The sequence below is a fragment of the Rhodococcus sp. ZPP genome, assembly GCF_017656075.1.
Lineage (GTDB): Bacteria > Actinomycetota > Actinomycetes > Mycobacteriales > Mycobacteriaceae > Rhodococcus_F > Rhodococcus_F oxybenzonivorans.
Map to the genome: position 1 here is coordinate 5,590,162 of NZ_CP058638.1, position 15,986 is coordinate 5,606,147.

At 65.9% G+C, this 15,986-nt stretch carries 11 protein-coding genes and 4 pseudogenes; 10 read left to right on the forward strand and 5 right to left on the reverse strand.

Annotated elements, in window-relative coordinates:
* The first annotated feature begins 36 nt into the window (after positions 1-36).
* The 3 genes from HYG77_RS25785 (at position 37) to HYG77_RS25795 (ending at position 5,939) form a co-directional block, all read left to right on the forward strand.
* Complete coding sequence (locus HYG77_RS25785; protein ID WP_208961063.1) at positions 37-666, forward strand: hypothetical protein; 630 nt, start codon at positions 37-39, stop codon at positions 664-666.
* Between the two features lie 373 nt (positions 667-1,039).
* Positions 1,040-2,365 carry a bifunctional lytic transglycosylase/C40 family peptidase gene (locus tag HYG77_RS25790; protein ID WP_208961064.1) on the forward strand — a complete coding sequence of 442 codons (1,326 nt, stop codon included), beginning with the start codon at positions 1,040-1,042 and terminating at the stop codon, positions 2,363-2,365.
* Between the two features lie 313 nt (positions 2,366-2,678).
* Positions 2,679-5,939 (forward strand): protein kinase, encoded by a 3,261-nt coding sequence (locus HYG77_RS25795; RefSeq protein WP_208961065.1) that lies wholly within the window; start codon positions 2,679-2,681, stop codon positions 5,937-5,939.
* 282 nt (positions 5,940-6,221) lie between these two features.
* Here the strand turns inward: HYG77_RS25795 and HYG77_RS25800 are convergent.
* Positions 6,222-6,876 (reverse strand): annotated as a pseudogene (locus HYG77_RS25800) (hypothetical protein).
* 328 nt (positions 6,877-7,204) lie between these two features.
* A pseudogene (locus tag HYG77_RS25805) lies at positions 7,205-7,373 on the reverse strand (MFS transporter); the annotation flags it as partial.
* Positions 7,374-7,518: 145 nt separating this feature from the next.
* On the opposite strand from HYG77_RS25805, the gene HYG77_RS25815 reads away from it, so the two are divergent.
* The 5 genes and pseudogenes from HYG77_RS25815 to HYG77_RS25835 all read left to right on the forward strand — a co-directional run.
* A complete protein-coding gene (locus HYG77_RS25815; RefSeq protein WP_244373180.1) occupies positions 7,519-7,842 on the forward strand; it encodes a hypothetical protein in 324 nt (107 codons plus the stop codon).
* Positions 7,843-8,099: 257 nt separating this feature from the next.
* Complete coding sequence (locus tag HYG77_RS39950) at positions 8,100-8,321, forward strand: hypothetical protein (RefSeq protein WP_244373183.1); 222 nt, start codon at positions 8,100-8,102, stop codon at positions 8,319-8,321.
* A gap of 35 nt (positions 8,322-8,356) precedes the next feature.
* A complete protein-coding gene (locus HYG77_RS25825; protein WP_208961066.1) occupies positions 8,357-9,538 on the forward strand; it encodes an AAA family ATPase in 1,182 nt (393 codons plus the stop codon).
* A gap of 269 nt (positions 9,539-9,807) precedes the next feature.
* Positions 9,808-10,413 (forward strand): hypothetical protein, encoded by a 606-nt coding sequence (locus HYG77_RS25830; RefSeq protein WP_208961067.1) that lies wholly within the window; start codon positions 9,808-9,810, stop codon positions 10,411-10,413.
* A gap of 237 nt (positions 10,414-10,650) precedes the next feature.
* Positions 10,651-10,900 (forward strand): annotated as a pseudogene (locus HYG77_RS25835) (DNA-binding protein); the annotation flags it as partial.
* Positions 10,901-11,300: 400 nt separating this feature from the next.
* On the opposite strand, the gene HYG77_RS25840 reads toward HYG77_RS25835, so the two are convergent.
* A complete protein-coding gene (locus HYG77_RS25840) occupies positions 11,301-11,636 on the reverse strand; it encodes a hypothetical protein (RefSeq protein ID WP_208961068.1) in 336 nt (111 codons plus the stop codon).
* An 809-nt stretch (positions 11,637-12,445) separates the two neighbouring features.
* Positions 12,446-13,483 (reverse strand): alpha/beta hydrolase, encoded by a 1,038-nt coding sequence (locus HYG77_RS25845; protein WP_208961069.1) that lies wholly within the window; start codon positions 13,481-13,483, stop codon positions 12,446-12,448.
* 308 nt (positions 13,484-13,791) lie between these two features.
* Here HYG77_RS25845 and HYG77_RS25850 point away from each other — a divergent pair, with 308 nt between their 5' ends.
* The gene (locus HYG77_RS25850; protein WP_208963518.1) at positions 13,792-14,574 is read left to right on the forward strand and encodes a hypothetical protein; all 783 of its coding nucleotides are present in this window, start codon (positions 13,792-13,794) and stop codon (positions 14,572-14,574) included.
* A 253-nt stretch (positions 14,575-14,827) separates the two neighbouring features.
* The gene (locus HYG77_RS25855; protein ID WP_208961070.1) at positions 14,828-15,091 is read left to right on the forward strand and encodes a hypothetical protein; all 264 of its coding nucleotides are present in this window, start codon (positions 14,828-14,830) and stop codon (positions 15,089-15,091) included.
* 259 nt (positions 15,092-15,350) lie between these two features.
* Here HYG77_RS25855 and HYG77_RS25860 read toward each other — a convergent pair.
* A pseudogene (locus tag HYG77_RS25860) lies at positions 15,351-15,846 on the reverse strand (N-formylglutamate amidohydrolase).
* Positions 15,847-15,986: the final 140 nt, after the last annotated feature.

Genomic DNA, 15,986 nt, shown 5'->3' on the forward strand with positions numbered 1-15,986 from the left:
CGAACACAGAGCGACAAACTCAGGAACGAGATCGACATGCAAAAGACAGCCCTCATCGAGCACAACCCGAACCCGGCGGATCACACGAATGGTGATGTGGAGAAGTCCCAGGAGAAGGGCATCACCCTCCGTATCGAGCGAAAGAAGGCGATCGCCGTGATCGCCGGAGCCGCAGTGCTCACGGCGGCGGGAATCGGCTCGTGGCAACTGTACGACACAACGACGGAGCTCAATGCAGTGCGCGCAGACAACGCTGCGCGGCAGCACGCGGAGCAGGTCGCTCTCGACTACGCCATCGGTGCCGCCCAAATGGACTTTCGTGACCTCGAGGCATGGAAAGGCCGGCTGACTGCGGGTACGACCCCGGAGCTGTCCACTCGACTCGGCCAGGCAGCGACCTCGATGGAACAGATCATCGTTCCGCTCCAGTGGGCGTCGACGGCCCAACCGATCACCGCGAAAGCCGAGTCCACGGGTGACGGCACCTACTCGGTGGACTGCTTCGTCAGTGTGAGAACAACGAACGCGCAGGCGCCGGACGGTATCCAGTCCACCGCCACGTACCAGCTGAGTATGGACAGCCGCAATGACTGGAAGATCACCGAGATCAGCGGTGTGGGAGCCGCGTTGGGAGACGAGGGTGCACCCGCAGCCGCACCCAAATGAGCATTTCTCGAAGTGGGTCTTTCGAGGACGGAATTGCGCCTACCCGTTGACGATGTTCTCAGCACCCCGACACGGAGGATGACGCAAACGCGACTGCGAGGCCACAGAGTCACAGTCGTCGTGAGCGCAGATCGGCTATGGCCCGCCGCGGCCGCGAAAATCGATCGATCGCTCTCGCCGATGAAATCCCCACCGCAGCCGCATTCGACGCCGCCCACAGGCCTCTTCGAATCAAGTCGCCAGTGCACGCTGGACCGCAAACGTCCGAGCTCATCGACTCGAAACGTGCTACCACACAACTTTTCTGATTCTGCAGGCGCGCCTCCCGCCGCGTGTCCGCTCTAGGTACCGGCGGGCACTCAGGAGTACCCCCATGTCCGTTGACCCGTCGGCAATTATCATCGCCACTGCCACTGCTGTAGGCACCCTCTTCCAGGGTGCAAACGCACCCACCGAGGTTCAGGATCAAGTGGTTGCCGCGGTCGAGGCGGCACAAAATGCAGCGCCAACCGTTGACCAGCAGGTCGACGATGTGATTGGACAGTTACCCGACCCGCTACAAGACCGAACTCAGGCGGCGGTAGACCAGGCCACACAGGCCGCGGCGCAAAACTTGGAGCCCTATCTGCCGGCTGCCGCACCCGATCCGGCCGTCAGCCAGATTTCCCCGCCGGTACCGGCTGCTCCACCGCCGGCACCCTGGACACCGCAGCCCGGTGAATCGGGGAATTACAGCGACGCTGCCGTCACGGGTGCGACCGCCGGGGACGGCGGTGTGGTACTCGCGCCTTTCCCCGCAGCTCTGCCGACCGCGTCATTGACGTCGGTAGGTGCAATCGCCGTGTTCGTGCCGTGGCTGAAGAAGGCCGGCGAAATCTGTGAAGGGGTGCAAGCGCCCGTTCTCGCCGCCCTGTATTCAGCGGAGAATGGCTTCCGTTACGGTCCGGCCTCTCCGGTGTCGCCGTCAGGTGCACGGGGCCCGGGCCAGTTCATGCCCGGCACGTGGGCGAAGTACGGCAAAGATGCTGACGGTGATGGCAACGTCGACATCAACGGGATCGCCGATTCGGTCATGGCCTCTGGACACTTGTTGTGCGACATTCGAGCGCAGGTCGAAACATGGAAACGGGCGGGTGTGGTGGAAGGCGACACATTGGACCTGACGATCGCCGGCTACAACGCCGGCGCTGGCGCAGTTCTCGCATCCCGCGGGATGCCCTCGGGACTTCCCGACTACGAGAACCAAACCCAACCGTACGTAGCAAAGATCCGATCCACCGAAAATTACTTCGCGAGAATCCTCAACCCGCAGCTCACCCTTCCCGGCGGAGCCGGGGGAGGCGAGATCGTCAAAAGCGCCCTGCGGTACCTGGGCCTGCCCTACATATGGGGTGGAGGAAACATTGACGGCCCATCGGGCGGCGGATTCGACTGCTCCGGGCTTACGTCATTCGCGGTATACGCCGCCACCGGGGTGAAGTTGCCGCGGACCTCGGAGACGCAATGGAATATCGGCACAGAGATCCCCCTCGAGCAGGCCCAGCCCGGCGACCTTCTCTTCGGAAACTGGCAGTCCAGCGGCCCCGGGCATGTCGCGATCTACATCGGCAACGGACAGATGATTCACGCCCCTACCACTGGCGACGTCGTCCGTATCGGTGATGTGTTTCCCGACATGCGAGTTCGCCGCATCCTCTGATCGCTGGAGCCCGCGCATCGCACCCGCACCATGCCCTCTGCCTCACCGTTACCGGCGGGGCATCGTCGGGACGGAAAGCCCTGACCGGTCGCGGCCCGGTCTTCACACCCGTGGATGACCAGGAGGTAGAAGACAGCTGCCCCGCAGGGGCCCTGTGTCCAACCGATAGTTGGAGCGCGCCGGGCGACGGCTAGGCCGGTCGGTGGAGCATCCTCGGGAGCCGGTATGGGGTTCCAGCCGGGGCGGCTGACGATATCCTGAGGGATATGCCTGCGGAAGTGCGCTACGACAGCCAGGTGAATCGATGTAGCTGATGACCGACGTGGATCCCTTCGCGACACAGCGGGACGTGTCCGGTTCGGTCACCGCGGAGTTGGCGGCGGCCGGGTTCGGCGACGCTCAGGAGATCGGCCGGGGCGGGTTCGGGGTCGTCTACCGATGCACCCAGGCTGCGCTGGACCGCACCGTCGCAGTCAAGGTCCTCACCACCGACCTCGACGAGCTGAACAGAAAGCGGTTCCTTCGCGAGCAGCGCGCGGCGGGCAGGCTGACGGGTCACCCCAACATTGTCAACGTCCTCCAAGCAGGCGTCACCGACAGCGGTCGCCCCTTCATCGTGATGCCTTACCTGGCCCAGGACTCCCTCGACGCGCGGATCCACCGCCACGGACCGCTCCCACTGGAGGAAGCCCTGCGACTCGGGGTGAAGATGGCCGGCGCGCTAGGGACCGCGCACCGCCATAAGATCCTTCATCGCGACGTGAAACCAGGCAACATCTTGCTCACCGACTACGGCGAGCCCGCGTTGACGGACTTCGGCATCGCCCACATCACCGGCGGGTTCGAGACCTCCACCGGCGTCGTGACGGGGTCGCCGGCGTTCATCGCCCCCGAGGTCATTGCCGGCGAACCTGCGAGTCCCGCCGCGGATGTGTACGGCCTCGGTGCCACGCTGTTCGCGGCGATCACCGGGCACGCCGCCTTCGAACGCCGCAGCGGCGAGCAACTGGTGGCCCACTTCCTGCGGATCACCTCCGAGCCCATTCCGGATCCACGTGAACACTGCATTCCAGAGGACGTGAGCGCGATCATCGAAGGTGCGATGTCCGGTGACCCGGAACGTCGACCCTCCGCTGTTGAACTGGGTCGGCAACTCCGCCAATCGCAATCTCACCACGGCTACCCGGTCGACGAGATGGCACTGCACCTCGATCCGGGTGCCGGGCACGAGGGCGCATCACCGAAGAGCCAGCATTCCTCGCCGGCGCCACCACCCTCACCCCTGGATTCTGCCCGGTCGGGTAGCCCACCGCTGGAGCTGACTAGTTTCGTCGACCGCCGCTCGGAACTGGTCGAGGTGAAGAACCTGTTGGCGACCTCACGGCTGGTCACCTTGACCGGGATCGGGGGAGTCGGGAAGACCCGGCTGGCGGTGCGGGTCGCCTCCACCGCGCGCCGCGAATCGGACGGTGTGTCACTGGTGGAGTTGGGCGAACTACGTGACCAGACATTACTGGTGGGTGTGCTCGCGGCCGCTCTGGGTCTACGGGACCGATCAGGCAGACCGCTACCCGAGGTGCTGGTCGAGTACCTCACTCCACGTAAACATCTGCTCGTGCTGGACAACTGCGAGCAGGTGGTCGATGCCGTGGCCAAACTCGCCGAATCCCTACTTCGACACTGCCCCCGATTGCAGATTCTCGCGACCAGTCGCGAACAGCTCGGTATCGGAGGAGAGGCGGTATTGCCGATTTCCCCGCTGCCCGTGCCCGATCCCGATCGTCTACCGAGGGGACTGCCCCGCAACGACGCGGTCACGTTGTTCGCCGAGCGTGGCGCCGCGGCGGTCCCTGGGTTCGAACTCACCGAGGACAACAAAGTCACCATCGCTCGAATCTGCCAGCGACTCGATGGCCTGCCACTCCCGATCGAGTTGGCGGCAGCCCGGCTCCGGGCAATGTCGCCCGAACAGATCCTGGCGCGGCTCACCGACCGATACACGCTGCTGACCCACGGCAACCGGGACTTACCGTCGCGGCAACAGACGCTGCGGATGTGTGTCGACTGGAGTTACGACCTGTGCACCCCGATCGAGCAACGGGTGTGGGCCCGGCTGTCTGTGTTCGCCGGGAGCTTCGAACTCGATGCCGCAGAAACGGTCTGCGACGCCGATTTGGCAGCCGACGAGGTCCTCGACACTGTGACCTTTCTGATCGATAAGTCGATCCTGACCCGGGAAGCATCTGGGGAGGTGGTGCGGTTCCGGATGCTCGAGACCTTGCGGGACTATGGCCGCGAGAAGGCCCAGAACACCGGTGAGTATCCCGATCTCCGTCGCAGGCACCGGGAGTGGTACGAGCGGCTGGCCCTCGAGGCGGAGGCCGACTGGATAGGTCCCCGCCAGCTCGGGTGGATTACCAGGCTTGGCCGGGAGCAACCGAATCTGAGGGAGGCCCTGGAGTTCTGTGTGTCCGACAGTCCCGACGCCGGGCTTCGGATCGCCGCCGCGCTCTTTCCGTTCTGGCTTTCCCGAGGTTCGCTCAGCGAGGGCCGGCGATGGGTGGACCGCCTCCTGGCCCAACGCGCAGGCCCACTGACCGCAGAACAGGCCAAAGCGTTCTACGCTGGCAGCATCCTGGCCGGTGTGCAGGGCGACCTTCAGGCGCCGACCGTCCTCGTGGAGCAGGGGCGGCAGCTCACCGAGCACACGACCGATCCGATGCTGCGGGCCCACATCGATCTCGCCGACGGTTATCGGGCACTGTTCGGCGGGCAGCAACCGGAAGCCCTGTCGCAGTTCGGACATGCCATCCAGGTGTACGCCGCACGCGGCGACCTCCTCTTCCAGGTAGTCGCTCTGGCAGGACTTGGAATGACACACGAACTTCTCAGCGACATGGAGCAGGCCAGCGACTGCTACGAGAGGGTCCTGGCGATCACCGAGCCGCGCGGGGAAATGATGTATCGAACTTATGCACTGTGGGCGCTGGCCGTTGCAGTGTGGCGGCTCGGCGATCGCGTTCGCGCCGTACGACTCCTCGGGCAGGCGCTGCAGTTGAATCGAAAGCTCAATGACCGCCTGAACGTCAGTGTGTGCCTGCAGGCATTGGCGTGGATCGCTGCCGAGGAACGGAACGCCAAGCGCGCGGCCGTGTTACTAGGAGCCGCGGAAAATCTCAGCCAGTCGGTAGGGAGTCCGACGGTATTCCTGCCCGGGCTACTCGGATACCAAGACGAATGTGAACGAACGACGCGACGGGCGATGGGTGAGCAGGCATTCGCCGTCGCCCGCCGGGAGGGTGGTGCGCTCGGTTTCGGCGCCGCCGTCGGCTACGCGTTGGGCGAGCAGATACCGTCCACACCATCGTCGTCCGCCGGTTCGGCGGTCACACCGACCAAACGCGAACGCGAGGTCGCCGAACTGATCGCCGAGGGGCTGACCAATAAGGAGATTGCCGCCCGCCTGACAATCTTACCACGCACCGCCCAGGGCCACGTCGAACACCTCCTGACCAAGCTGGGGTTCAGCTCACGCGCACAGATCGCAGCGTGGGTCGTGGAATCGCGTTCGTGAGACTCGGCGCGGGCGACGTCACGCTGACCCTTTACCCAGCTCAGGTCAGCGGCCGAAGACGCGGCAGCGATCCCTGGAGATGCTCGCACATACGTCGACGCCTTGCCCCGTTCCGCAGTGCGCCGGCCGCGTACGGTGTGCGACGCCTGCCCCAGTGGTATTCATCGACTCGTCATGCTGTGCGGATACGACTCCGTATCTGCGACACGAGCGCCAGCGGTGCGGCCCGCCAGGCGGGCCGCACTCGCAGGACGTTGTACAGCGATGATGCTGCGGGCCGTGTTACTTCTTCGGGACCGGTGGTGCGTTCAGTAGCGTGATGAACGGATCGGCGTTGGCTGCCATGGCGCCCAGGCCGCCGATGGCGGTGCCGGCGAGGGGGGCGCCCGCGCCGACGAGTAGTGCGCCGCCGATGCATCCTGCCAAGGGGCCGGCGCCGAACAGCAGTGCGGCGGGTGCGGAGATCACGGCCCCGGCCACTGCGCCGAGGAGGCAGCCGCCGACCAGACCGGCCGCGCCGAGGAAGCCGCCGACGGCCGCGGTGAGGGTGATGTTGTCCTTGACTCCGGCGGATGCGGAGGGCAGATCGACCTGTCGCAACGGCAGGGTGACCGGGGTCGCGGCGGCCGGGCTGGTGTCGGTGGTCAGGGTTGCGGTGCGGCCGTTGATCTGTGCGGCGACCGGGTGCGCGAAGCCGTCGACGGCGATCGATTGTGGCACCGACTCGAGTGTGGCGCCGCTGGCGTCGCGGACGATCAGGTGGTTGTTCTCGTTGCTCAGCGACCCGGCCGACGTTTCGACGATGACCTGGTCACCGTTGGGTGAGGTTCCACCCGACCCCGGAGACCGGGGCCGGTGCGGGTTCCGCGTGGGCGGTGCCGGCGACGATTCCCATCGACGCGATGGTCATGGCAGCGACGGCCATCAGTTTGGACATGTACCGATTCCGGTACTGTCGCCCGTCGCTGGTTCATGCTCGTAGATTTCCTTCTCATGTGTTCCAGGGACCGAACGGGCCCTGCAGTACTGGACTTGTCCAGCGAATGACGGCAGCGTCGGTCGACGCGGCCGAGAGGCTCTGAATCGCTGTCGTGGGGTGTTGATCCGCACGCTGGCTGTGCAGCAGCCAAGGCCCTTGGCGGGTGTTCTGTTGAACGGGGTTCCGCGGGTGGGAGCGGCGACCCATACGTTCCCGTTCGTTTCCGTACGTTGTTGTTCAGGCTGCAGGCATGAGGGTGCCGGGCCGGAGTGGGGGTCGATGCGGTCGGTCGCCGCAGGTACATCGCCCGTGTGACCGCCGCGCAGATGATGTAGAACGCGGCGAACACCCAGAATGCTGTGGTGGCCGACTTGTGTACCCGAGGTAGACGCGCGCAGGACGAGGTTGATTGCGACTCCGCCGAGTGCACCGACGGTGCCGGCGATTCCGATCAGGCGTTCACGCAGCGGCATCAGCCGTGTTCGGCGGGGGAGACCCAAGAGGCGTCATGCGTCGTCTTGCGTGAGCATGGTTGCTCGTGTGCGCACGGGGGCGAGCCGCAGTTTCCTGGCAGTAAACAACGCTGCTACGGTGCGGGGCGTGACGACTCGACCGGAAGCCGTGGTCCACCGTGACACGGGTAATCCTGCGTCCGTCGAGCGTGAGGTGCCGTCCGATACGCCGACCGCGCCCGATCCCGATCTTCGGGTTGTCATCGGGCTGGCGATCAACGACCGCGGGATACCCGAAAGGTGGACCAGACGAATCACGATCACCCACGATCGCAGTGGCGACGAACGCCGCCGCTGGACGCAACACCTACACCGCGCCGTCACCGAACGCCGCGACTGGACACTCACCGTCACCTCCGGCGGCCCGCCGAACCCACCCACGCCCCACTCATCGAACACCCCGGGAAGATGACCCGCTCCGCGGGAAGACACGCGCCGGAACCCTCGTCCACGCGGCGGCAAGGGCGCCGTGGCCGTTCTACGCCGCGCAGCATCCACCCTGGAGCACCGATGCCGCGGAAACGGGCGTGGTGACCGCGGACGCCGCTGTCCCTATGCGTGGCTGCGTTATATCTGCACCACACACAGGCCAATTCCGGTCATGAACTCGGCACCGACACCGGTCGGTCGGCCGTACGCTGAGCCCACAGCTGAGTACCGTGCTCGGAAGTGGGGCGAGTCGACATGGACGAACTCGACAGCAAGAACCTGGGCAGGCTGCGCCGGATCGCGGACGCCAGGTCGGTGTGGACCTACGAATCCGGGAACTTCACACCCTGGCTCGCCGAAAATATCGACGTCCTCGCCGACGCCCTCGAAATGATTACCGCGTGCGACCGAGCGCACGGTGCGTTGCGTGAACGTGAGGTGCGGTCGTATCGGTCTTTATAAAGGGACTTCTTATAGAGACTGATAATGTCTGATGAATGGATCCAGTCCTGAACCCGTTCAAGCCCGGAGCCGGTCTGCGCCCGCCCATTCTCGCTGGTCGCGACACTCTGTTCGGGGACTTCGACATCGTTCGCCGGCGTATCACCGAACTGGGCGAAGGCGACCGCAGCTGGATTCTCACGGGACTGCGCGGGGTCGGCAAGACCGTGTTGATCGGGGAACTCGCCCGCACTGCGATCAACGGTGGCTGGATCGTCGCCAAGCTGGAGGTCCGCAAGGGTCATCCCATGGCCGAGGAACTCGCCACCACGCTCGCCACCAGCCTGCGGGGCGCGACGCGACGATTCGACCCGCGCAAGCTCACCCAACTGTTGGGCGTGTTCAAGTCGTTCACGGTGTCGCTGAACGTGGGTGTCGTTACCCTCGGCGTCGATATCGACCCGGCTGCCGGGTTCGCCGATACCGGCCGGTTGTCCACCGACCTGACCGACCTGTTCGTCGTTCTCGGTGAGACCGTGCGTGAGCTGGGTGTCGGTGCGCTCATCCTGATCGACGAGCTGCAGGAGGCCACGGCCGAGGAGATGGCGGCGGTCAGCACCGCCATCCATCAGATCAGTCAGACCTCGCCGGTGTTGCCCCTGTTCCTGGTCGGCGCGGGCTTGCCGTCGCTGCCGTCGCAGTTGGCCACGGCCAACAGTTACGCCGAGCGGCTGTACCAGTTCCGGGCATTGTCGACCCTGAGCGAGCTGGACTCGCGTGCGGCACTCGTGCAACCGGTCATCGAACGGGACGCCGAATGGGACGAGGCGGCACTGCGTCTGGCTCTGGACGCAGCGAACGGTTACCCCTATTTCCTGCAGGAGGTGGGGAAGGCGGTGTGGAACAACGCCTTAGGCCCGGTCTTCACCGTCGAGGACGCGCAGGTCGGCACCGAAATCGCGCGAGCGGAAGTCAATGCTGGTCTCTACCAGTCGCGGTGGGACCGTGCGACACCGGCGCAGAAGGACTTGCTGCGTGCGCTGGCGGAGGAAGGCGATGGCGATGGCGATGGTGTCGTCGTCCGGGACCTGGCCAGGGCTATGGGCAAGCCCAGCGCGTCGGCGCTGTCCGTGCCGCGTGACGAACTGATCAAGAAGGGTCTTGTCTACGCGCCCGAACGAGGAGTCCTCGCCTTCACGGTTCCGGGTTTCCACCAGTTCATCCGCGACCAAGACTGACCTGATTGCTCGATGTGACCGTGCCGTGCCGCGGCCAGCGCCCCCGCGATTGCGCGCCGGGAGACGACCCGTCGGTGGCGGAAGCGGTGAACGCGATGGGCGCGCTGTCGACTCGAGGGATGTGTCTTGCGCCGTGCACTGCCTGGGCGAATGATTGTTGGTGCAGTGGCCGCGATCGCGGGCCGTGCGGTGCCGATCGACGGTGGACCGCGACCTGCCGGCCATCGTTGTGCTCGGCGCGGGGCCATCGCCCCGCGCGAGGAGGATCGATGTTCATTCAAGTCATCGAGGGACAGTGCTCCGACCCAGAGGAGCTGCGCCGCTGTATGGACCGATGGGACCGGGACTTGAAGCCCGGGGCTACCGGCTATCTCGGATCGACCATGGGGTTCTGTGACGACGGTACGTTCGTGTGCCTGGCACGTTTCGAGTCGGACGAGGCCGCACGGCGCAACAGTGATCGCCCCGAGCAGGGCGCCTGGTGGGCAGAGACGGAGAAGTGCTTCCAGGGCCCGGTGCGGTTCCTGGACTGCGAGGACGTCTCGGAATTCCTGGCCGGCGGCTCCGACGAGGCCCGATTCGTGCAGATCATGGAGGGTCACAGCAGCGATGTGAACCGGATGCGGGAGCTGTTGGCGCAGGCCGGCCCACAGCTGCACGAGTTGCGTCCGGAGATCATCGGCGGCCTCATGGCCCGACACGGCGACGAGTATGTCGAGGTGGTGTACTTCACCAGCGAGGAGCAGGCCCGCGAACACGAGAAGTTGGAGATCCCGGACGATCTCCGGTCGTTGTTCGAGGAGGAGACGCGGCTGGCCGGTGAGGTCACCTATCGCGATCTGCACGAGCCGATGCTGATGTCCGGCGCACGGTAGCCGCGAGCACAACTACATCGACCCGCTACGTGGGATCGTGTGCAACCGAGTCAAGTTCACGCCGTCCACCGGCTATTCGTCGCCGTCTTGCCCGAATCGGTGGCCGCACCCCGCCTCGACCAGATACTTCATGTCGTTATAGACGACCTCGCCGGAAGGCGGTGCAGAAGTTTTCTTAGCGAAATCCTGACGCCCGACCGGTCAGCTCGGCCCGGTTCCGCCCCTTAGGCTTCGGCGGTGTCCAAAGCCGGCCATGCGGCGCGACGCCTGATTCTGGGGCGTGCGCTGCGCAGTGAGCATCTCGGTGACCAGTTGCTGTCCGAGCCGTTGGCGTTCGCCTCCCTGTCGTCGGTGGCCTACGCCACCCAGGATACTGCTGGTGCTCTCGCTCGGTGGGCTGGCGTACCTGTACCTGACCCCGTACCTGGGGGCGGCGGTGGTGGTGGTGTCCCACCGGCCGGTGCTGTTCGCCTACCCCAGCGGTGGACCCTGCGCACCAACTCCTCGATGTGTCGTGTGGGTGTTCCGCCGGTCTCGTCAGCCGCTAGCGGAGGGTGGGGGATCGTCGGTGCGCTGCCGCAGGCGCAGGATCGTGGCGAGCAGGGACAGCCTGCGGAAAGAGGACCGCTGCGACCGCAGCGGCGACGAGGCCGACCCTCGGGGACACGACGAAACTGAAGATGAGAAGCACGACTGGCTGCCTCCGATCACCTTGCGCTGGGGTCGGCTTCCGGTTGTCGATTGAGTGGGCCAGCGCCGCCGGAATACCCAATTCTGCGCGACGACCCAGCACCTCACCGGGCGGTCCGGCACCCTCGAAACTCGCGCTGACCCGGCTCACAGGCTAGCGGGGCCACGCATGGCGAGAGGTGGCACTGTGGCCCAGATCACATCGAATGGTGTCGTCGACGAAGGAACCGTTCGCGCTGCTCATCGAGGATGATGACACCTCGGTGCTGTAAGCGGTGTTGCTCGCGGGCAATGAGGACTCGCACGGCGGCGGTCTCTCGTTTCAGGTCGGCCGCACGCCGGGCGGCGTTCTCGTCATTGAGGAGGTAGGCGGCGGCGTGGTCGCACTCGATGAGGAACCGCTCGTAGGCCAGCCGCAACGCGTCCTTCTCGCCGAGCTGGGAGATCGCGACATCCTCGACCAACTGGAGCGGGATACGGGCGAGCCGGTACTCGAACCGCAGGAGGGCAATCGGGAGCGCGCCGAGTGTCACCGACGGATCGAAACCTCATCGATATGTCCTGTGGACGGAGTTGGAACACCCCTGTGGATGGGGATGCTCGGGTATGTCCGCCCTTCGCGCGCCGACTACGGCGTCCATGAGGTCGGGCTTGTAGATCCCGAACCGGTACCTGGACTTGCGAGGGTGATGAGGGTCGTACTCCTTCGATTCGAGTTTGGTGAAACGCGAAGCGGACGACCACGCATTGAAGGTTTGGCGACCGCCCGGGCCGCTAGATTTGACGTTATTCGGGGCGGTACCCACCATCAAATGCCAAAACCGACCGTGTGGCGTCTCGGTATGCGATTCCTCCACTGCACTCTCCCCATCGTCGGTGTGCAACACTGGATCTCTGTCAGAAAGCAGATGCGGCGCGCCGTCGACACCGTCGCGGTGCTGCGGTCCGGCCGACCCGCGACAACGCGATGAGCGCGGCAGCGACGTCGGGGCGCTCGCGCTCGCACCGTGCGAGACGGACGAGCGATGGCGGGCGTTTTTGACCGAACGGCTCGAGGAGCCAGGGCGCCCCGGTGAGTGGAATCCGCAGACGCTGATCTTCACCGGGGATCCTTGCAACCCAAAGACATTGGTGTATCTGTGCACGAGCGCGGGGTGTGTGCACCCGACTGGGACCCGTAACACGACCTGCGATGCCACGCCGTAAGTCCGTGCCGACCGCCGGCATGCTGAAGCGCTATCGGCGCCGCAGTGGGCCTGCCCGCGACCGGTGACCGTGCGGTGGGAACCCTACCCAGGTACTGGGTGGTTGTTGTGCCCGGTGTCGGTCACCTGAGGCCGAATCAGGTGGCGCTGCGTTCGGCGGATCCCACCGCGTCGAGCACGGCGGCACGCGTCGAGGCGTCGGGGGTGAGAGCCTTCTCGACGGTTCCGATGTTGAGCAGTTGCCGCCACCTGGCCTCGTCGAACGGCAATGGGCGCGTATCGGACAGGAACTTCTCGACGGTGTGGACAAAGCGCATGGGGTCGTCCCGGAAGGGGAAGTGACCGGCGCCCCGGAAGATGTCCAGCCGCGAATCCGGCATTGCCGCGTGCGCGGTGTGGGCGTGGCTGACGGGGATGACCGTATCCCGATCTCCCCAGACGAGTTGAACAGGCAGACTTGCCGTCAGATAACAGCGGTCGAGCATGGTCACCGTCTGTCCGCGCCAGTCGACCACCGCACGCAGGGTGCGTAGGTAGGCCTCGTACGCGGTGGGGTCGGGCAGTTCGGTCAAGATACGCACCAGATCCGGTGTGTCGTGCAGCGCCGCACCGGGGTGCAGGGCAGTGCCGTGCAGCCGAGTCAACACCGTTCCCACCCACCGGACCGCGGGCACCGCTCCGGGCAGGCGCAGCAATTTCAGTGCCTCATTGAGGATCGGCGTCGCCGCGAGGCGCAGGAGTGGATGAACGTCCTTGGTGATACCGCCGGCGGAAACCAGGATGAGCCGATCCACCATCTGTGGGAACTGGTAGGCGAACTGCATCGCGATGCCGCCGCCGAGCGAATGTCCGATCACGGTGGCGTGGTCGATTCCCAGAGTGAAGAGTAGATCGCGCATGCCGTTGGCATAGGCGGCGACGGAATAGTCGGCACGGGGCTTGTCGGAGCGTCCGTGGCCGAGTAGATCGGGTGCGATCACGGTGTAATTCTCGGCGAGGTGCGGGATGATCTCGGTCCATGTCGACGAGTTGTCGCCGATGCCGTGCAACAGCAGCAGCGCGGGGCCGTCACCGGCCATGCGGAAGGCGCGCCGGTACCCGTGGATGGTGCGAAACATCATCTGCGGCTCGGCGTCGGGCACCGGCCGGAGCCTGCGCATGCGACTGGGGTCCATCGCACCCTCCTCGACTGTCGCGTTCTACGTCGATTCTTCGCTTTCACCCCGTCGACACACGTGACGACACGCCCCACCCGAGGGTGTCGACATCGGGAGGGTTGTTTCCTCCTCCCGTGTCCCGAAGCAGCCGCGAGAACGTTCGCTGGTTATTCGCGGTGGAGGCCGCGGCGTTACACCCACGTCGGCGCGATTCGGGTCGAGAGTGTTGTTCGCTCCCTGACGGGGATCCGATCAGTCCTAGTCTGTTATGTGGATTGGCTACCGTGGGGTTTGTGGCAGCAGGTATTCCGGTGCCGTCGCACAAGATGACGCCCAGCCCGGAGGTGGGGCTCGACTTCGCCCGGGAATGGGTGGAGTTCCTCGATCCCGGCAACTCCGAGCACCTCATCGCCGCGGACATGACGTGGCTGCTCTCGCACTGGACCTGCGTGTTCGGCACCCCGGCCTGCCAGGGCATCATCGCGGGCCGACCCGACGACGGGTGCTGCTCGCACGGCGCGTTCTTCTCCGACGAGGAGGATGTCGCGAGGTTGCACGAGTCGGTGAAGCTACTCAGACCTGCGGACTGGCAGTTCATGAAGCAGGGTCTCGGGAAGAGGGGGTACATCGAGGAGGACGAGCTCGATGACGAGCCGGCGCTGCGTACCCGCCGCTATAAGGGTGCGTGCATCTTCCTCAACCGCCCCGGATTCGCAGGTGGCATCGGGTGCGCTTTGCATGCGATGGCGCTCGAGCGCGGCATCGAGCCGCTCGAGGTCAAGCCGGACGTGTGCTGGCAGCTGCCGATCCGGCGCACCCAGGAATGGGTGGAGCGACCCGACGGCGAGCAGATCTTGAAGACGACGATCACCGAGTACGACCGCCGCGGGTGGGGTGAGGGCGGCGCGGACCTGGACTGGTACTGCTCCGGCTCGCCGGACGCGCATGTCGGCGCCGAGGCGGTGTGGCAGTCGTATGCGCCGGAGCTGACGGAGTTGCTCGGTGAGGCCGCGTATCGGGAGCTGGCGCGGCTGTGCAAGCGACGCCAAGGTCTCGGTCTGATCGCGGTGCATCCGGCGACCGCGGTCGCCGAGAAGAGGTCCCGGTAGCGAGGCCGCGGTCCCTGCGACGTCGCCCGATTGCAGCGTCATGGGCGTTCTACAGCGCCCGGGGCGGTACGGAGGTACGGAGGGTAATGAGCTGGTGCTCGCCGAGCGGTGGGAGCCACCGTTGGCGCAGGCGCAAGCACCGGAGTCCGGTCGGTTCGTTGTCGATCGCTAGCCCCTGGCGGCGTCGAGGATGAGGTTTCGTCGGCGAGGTGCTTATGATCCGGGCATGTAGCCGACCGGAAGGCGCAGACCGATGCCCGAGAAGAACGATGACAGTCCGAGACCCGAACCCGGTCCGCTCGGCGCGGGCGCGCGGGTACTGGTGCGCCGGCCGTCCGAACCGGCGCAGACCGGTCGGATCGTCGAGGACTACGCCGAGCTGACCGACACCGAGGAGCGCGGGCATGCTTGGGCTCCGGTGCATCGGTGGGCTGTCGCCCTCGACGACGGGCGGCTGGTCTTCGCCGACACCGACGACCTCACTGCCGACCCGAGCGCGCCAGGAGCCGCCGAATAGACCGACCCTGAGGGTGGGAGAACCAGTCAGGGGACGCGCCCCCGAGGGGCGACCGGGCTGCAGGGTTCTCCCCATGGTGGCAGGACTGACCACGGGTTGCGGTTTGGTTTGTCGTCGTGGCGAGAGGGTGGCCGCACGATCAGGTGATTGCTGTTGGTGATCCGAAAGGTCTTAGTTCGCAAGCTTTCCCGATGGCCCCTGGCCGACCCTGTGCGGTCGAGCGGGGTCCGCGCCGCGGTGTCTGGTTTTCTACGGTGGGTCAGGCCGTGGTGAGAATAGTGATCTCGGCTCTGCCGTCGAGACCAGGCAGTAGGTAGTGCGGGCAGGTGACAAGCTGCCCTGGCACGGGTATCGGCTGCCGGTCGGTGCCGAGGTAGAGCCGGTACGCGAGCTGCCCGCGCCGGTGGGTGCCCGTGTTCGGGTCGACGGCGCCGAGGAAGTACCCGTGTACGGCGCCGGCGGTGGAGGAGAGAGAAGATCGTCCGCGCCCACTCGGCAGCTCTGTGGGCGGCAGATACCGCAGTCCGCCGGTCACCGCATCGAGGGTGTGCACGATGACGGTGACCACGAAAGCCGGCCCCAGCGGGAACCACTGATCGGCGGCGACGCCGAACGGGGTGATGAAGGTGTGAATCCGCAGTTCGATGTCCGTTCCGGTGCGGGCCGCCGCCGCGACGGTGTGGAGATTCGCTGTCGGTGGCCAGGGACGGCAGCACGGCGTCGGTGTCAAGGTTGCTGCCGGGGAGAGCGGACATGGAGCGAACAGTGCGGGCCGCAGAAACCCGCCCGGCCGGGCTACCCGCCGCCGACGTGCGAAACCGTGTGGCGAGCCGGTGCGGGCCGATCGGACCGGGCGGGTACCGCTCCGATGACCAGCAGGTCAGATTTTCCACAT

What these genes read in the sequence shown, in the direction of transcription:
- HYG77_RS25795 (WP_208961065.1), top strand. Translation starts at nt 2,679, where the DNA reads ATGACCGACGTGGATCCCTTCGCGACACAGCGGGACGTGTCCGGTTCG.
- HYG77_RS25850 (WP_208963518.1), top strand. Translation starts at nt 13,792, where the DNA reads ATGACGCCCAGCCCGGAGGTGGGGCTCGACTTCGCCCGGGAATGGGTG.
- HYG77_RS25790 (WP_208961064.1), top strand. Translation starts at nt 1,040, where the DNA reads ATGTCCGTTGACCCGTCGGCAATTATCATCGCCACTGCCACTGCTGTA.
- HYG77_RS25785 (WP_208961063.1), top strand. Translation starts at nt 37, where the DNA reads ATGCAAAAGACAGCCCTCATCGAGCACAACCCGAACCCGGCGGATCAC.
- HYG77_RS25855 (WP_208961070.1), top strand. Translation starts at nt 14,828, where the DNA reads ATGCCCGAGAAGAACGATGACAGTCCGAGACCCGAACCCGGTCCGCTC.
- HYG77_RS25825 (WP_208961066.1), top strand. Translation starts at nt 8,357, where the DNA reads ATGGATCCAGTCCTGAACCCGTTCAAGCCCGGAGCCGGTCTGCGCCCG.
- HYG77_RS25845 (WP_208961069.1), bottom strand. Translation starts at nt 13,483, where the DNA reads ATGGACCCCAGTCGCATGCGCAGGCTCCGGCCGGTGCCCGACGCCGAG.
- HYG77_RS25830 (WP_208961067.1), top strand. Translation starts at nt 9,808, where the DNA reads ATGTTCATTCAAGTCATCGAGGGACAGTGCTCCGACCCAGAGGAGCTG.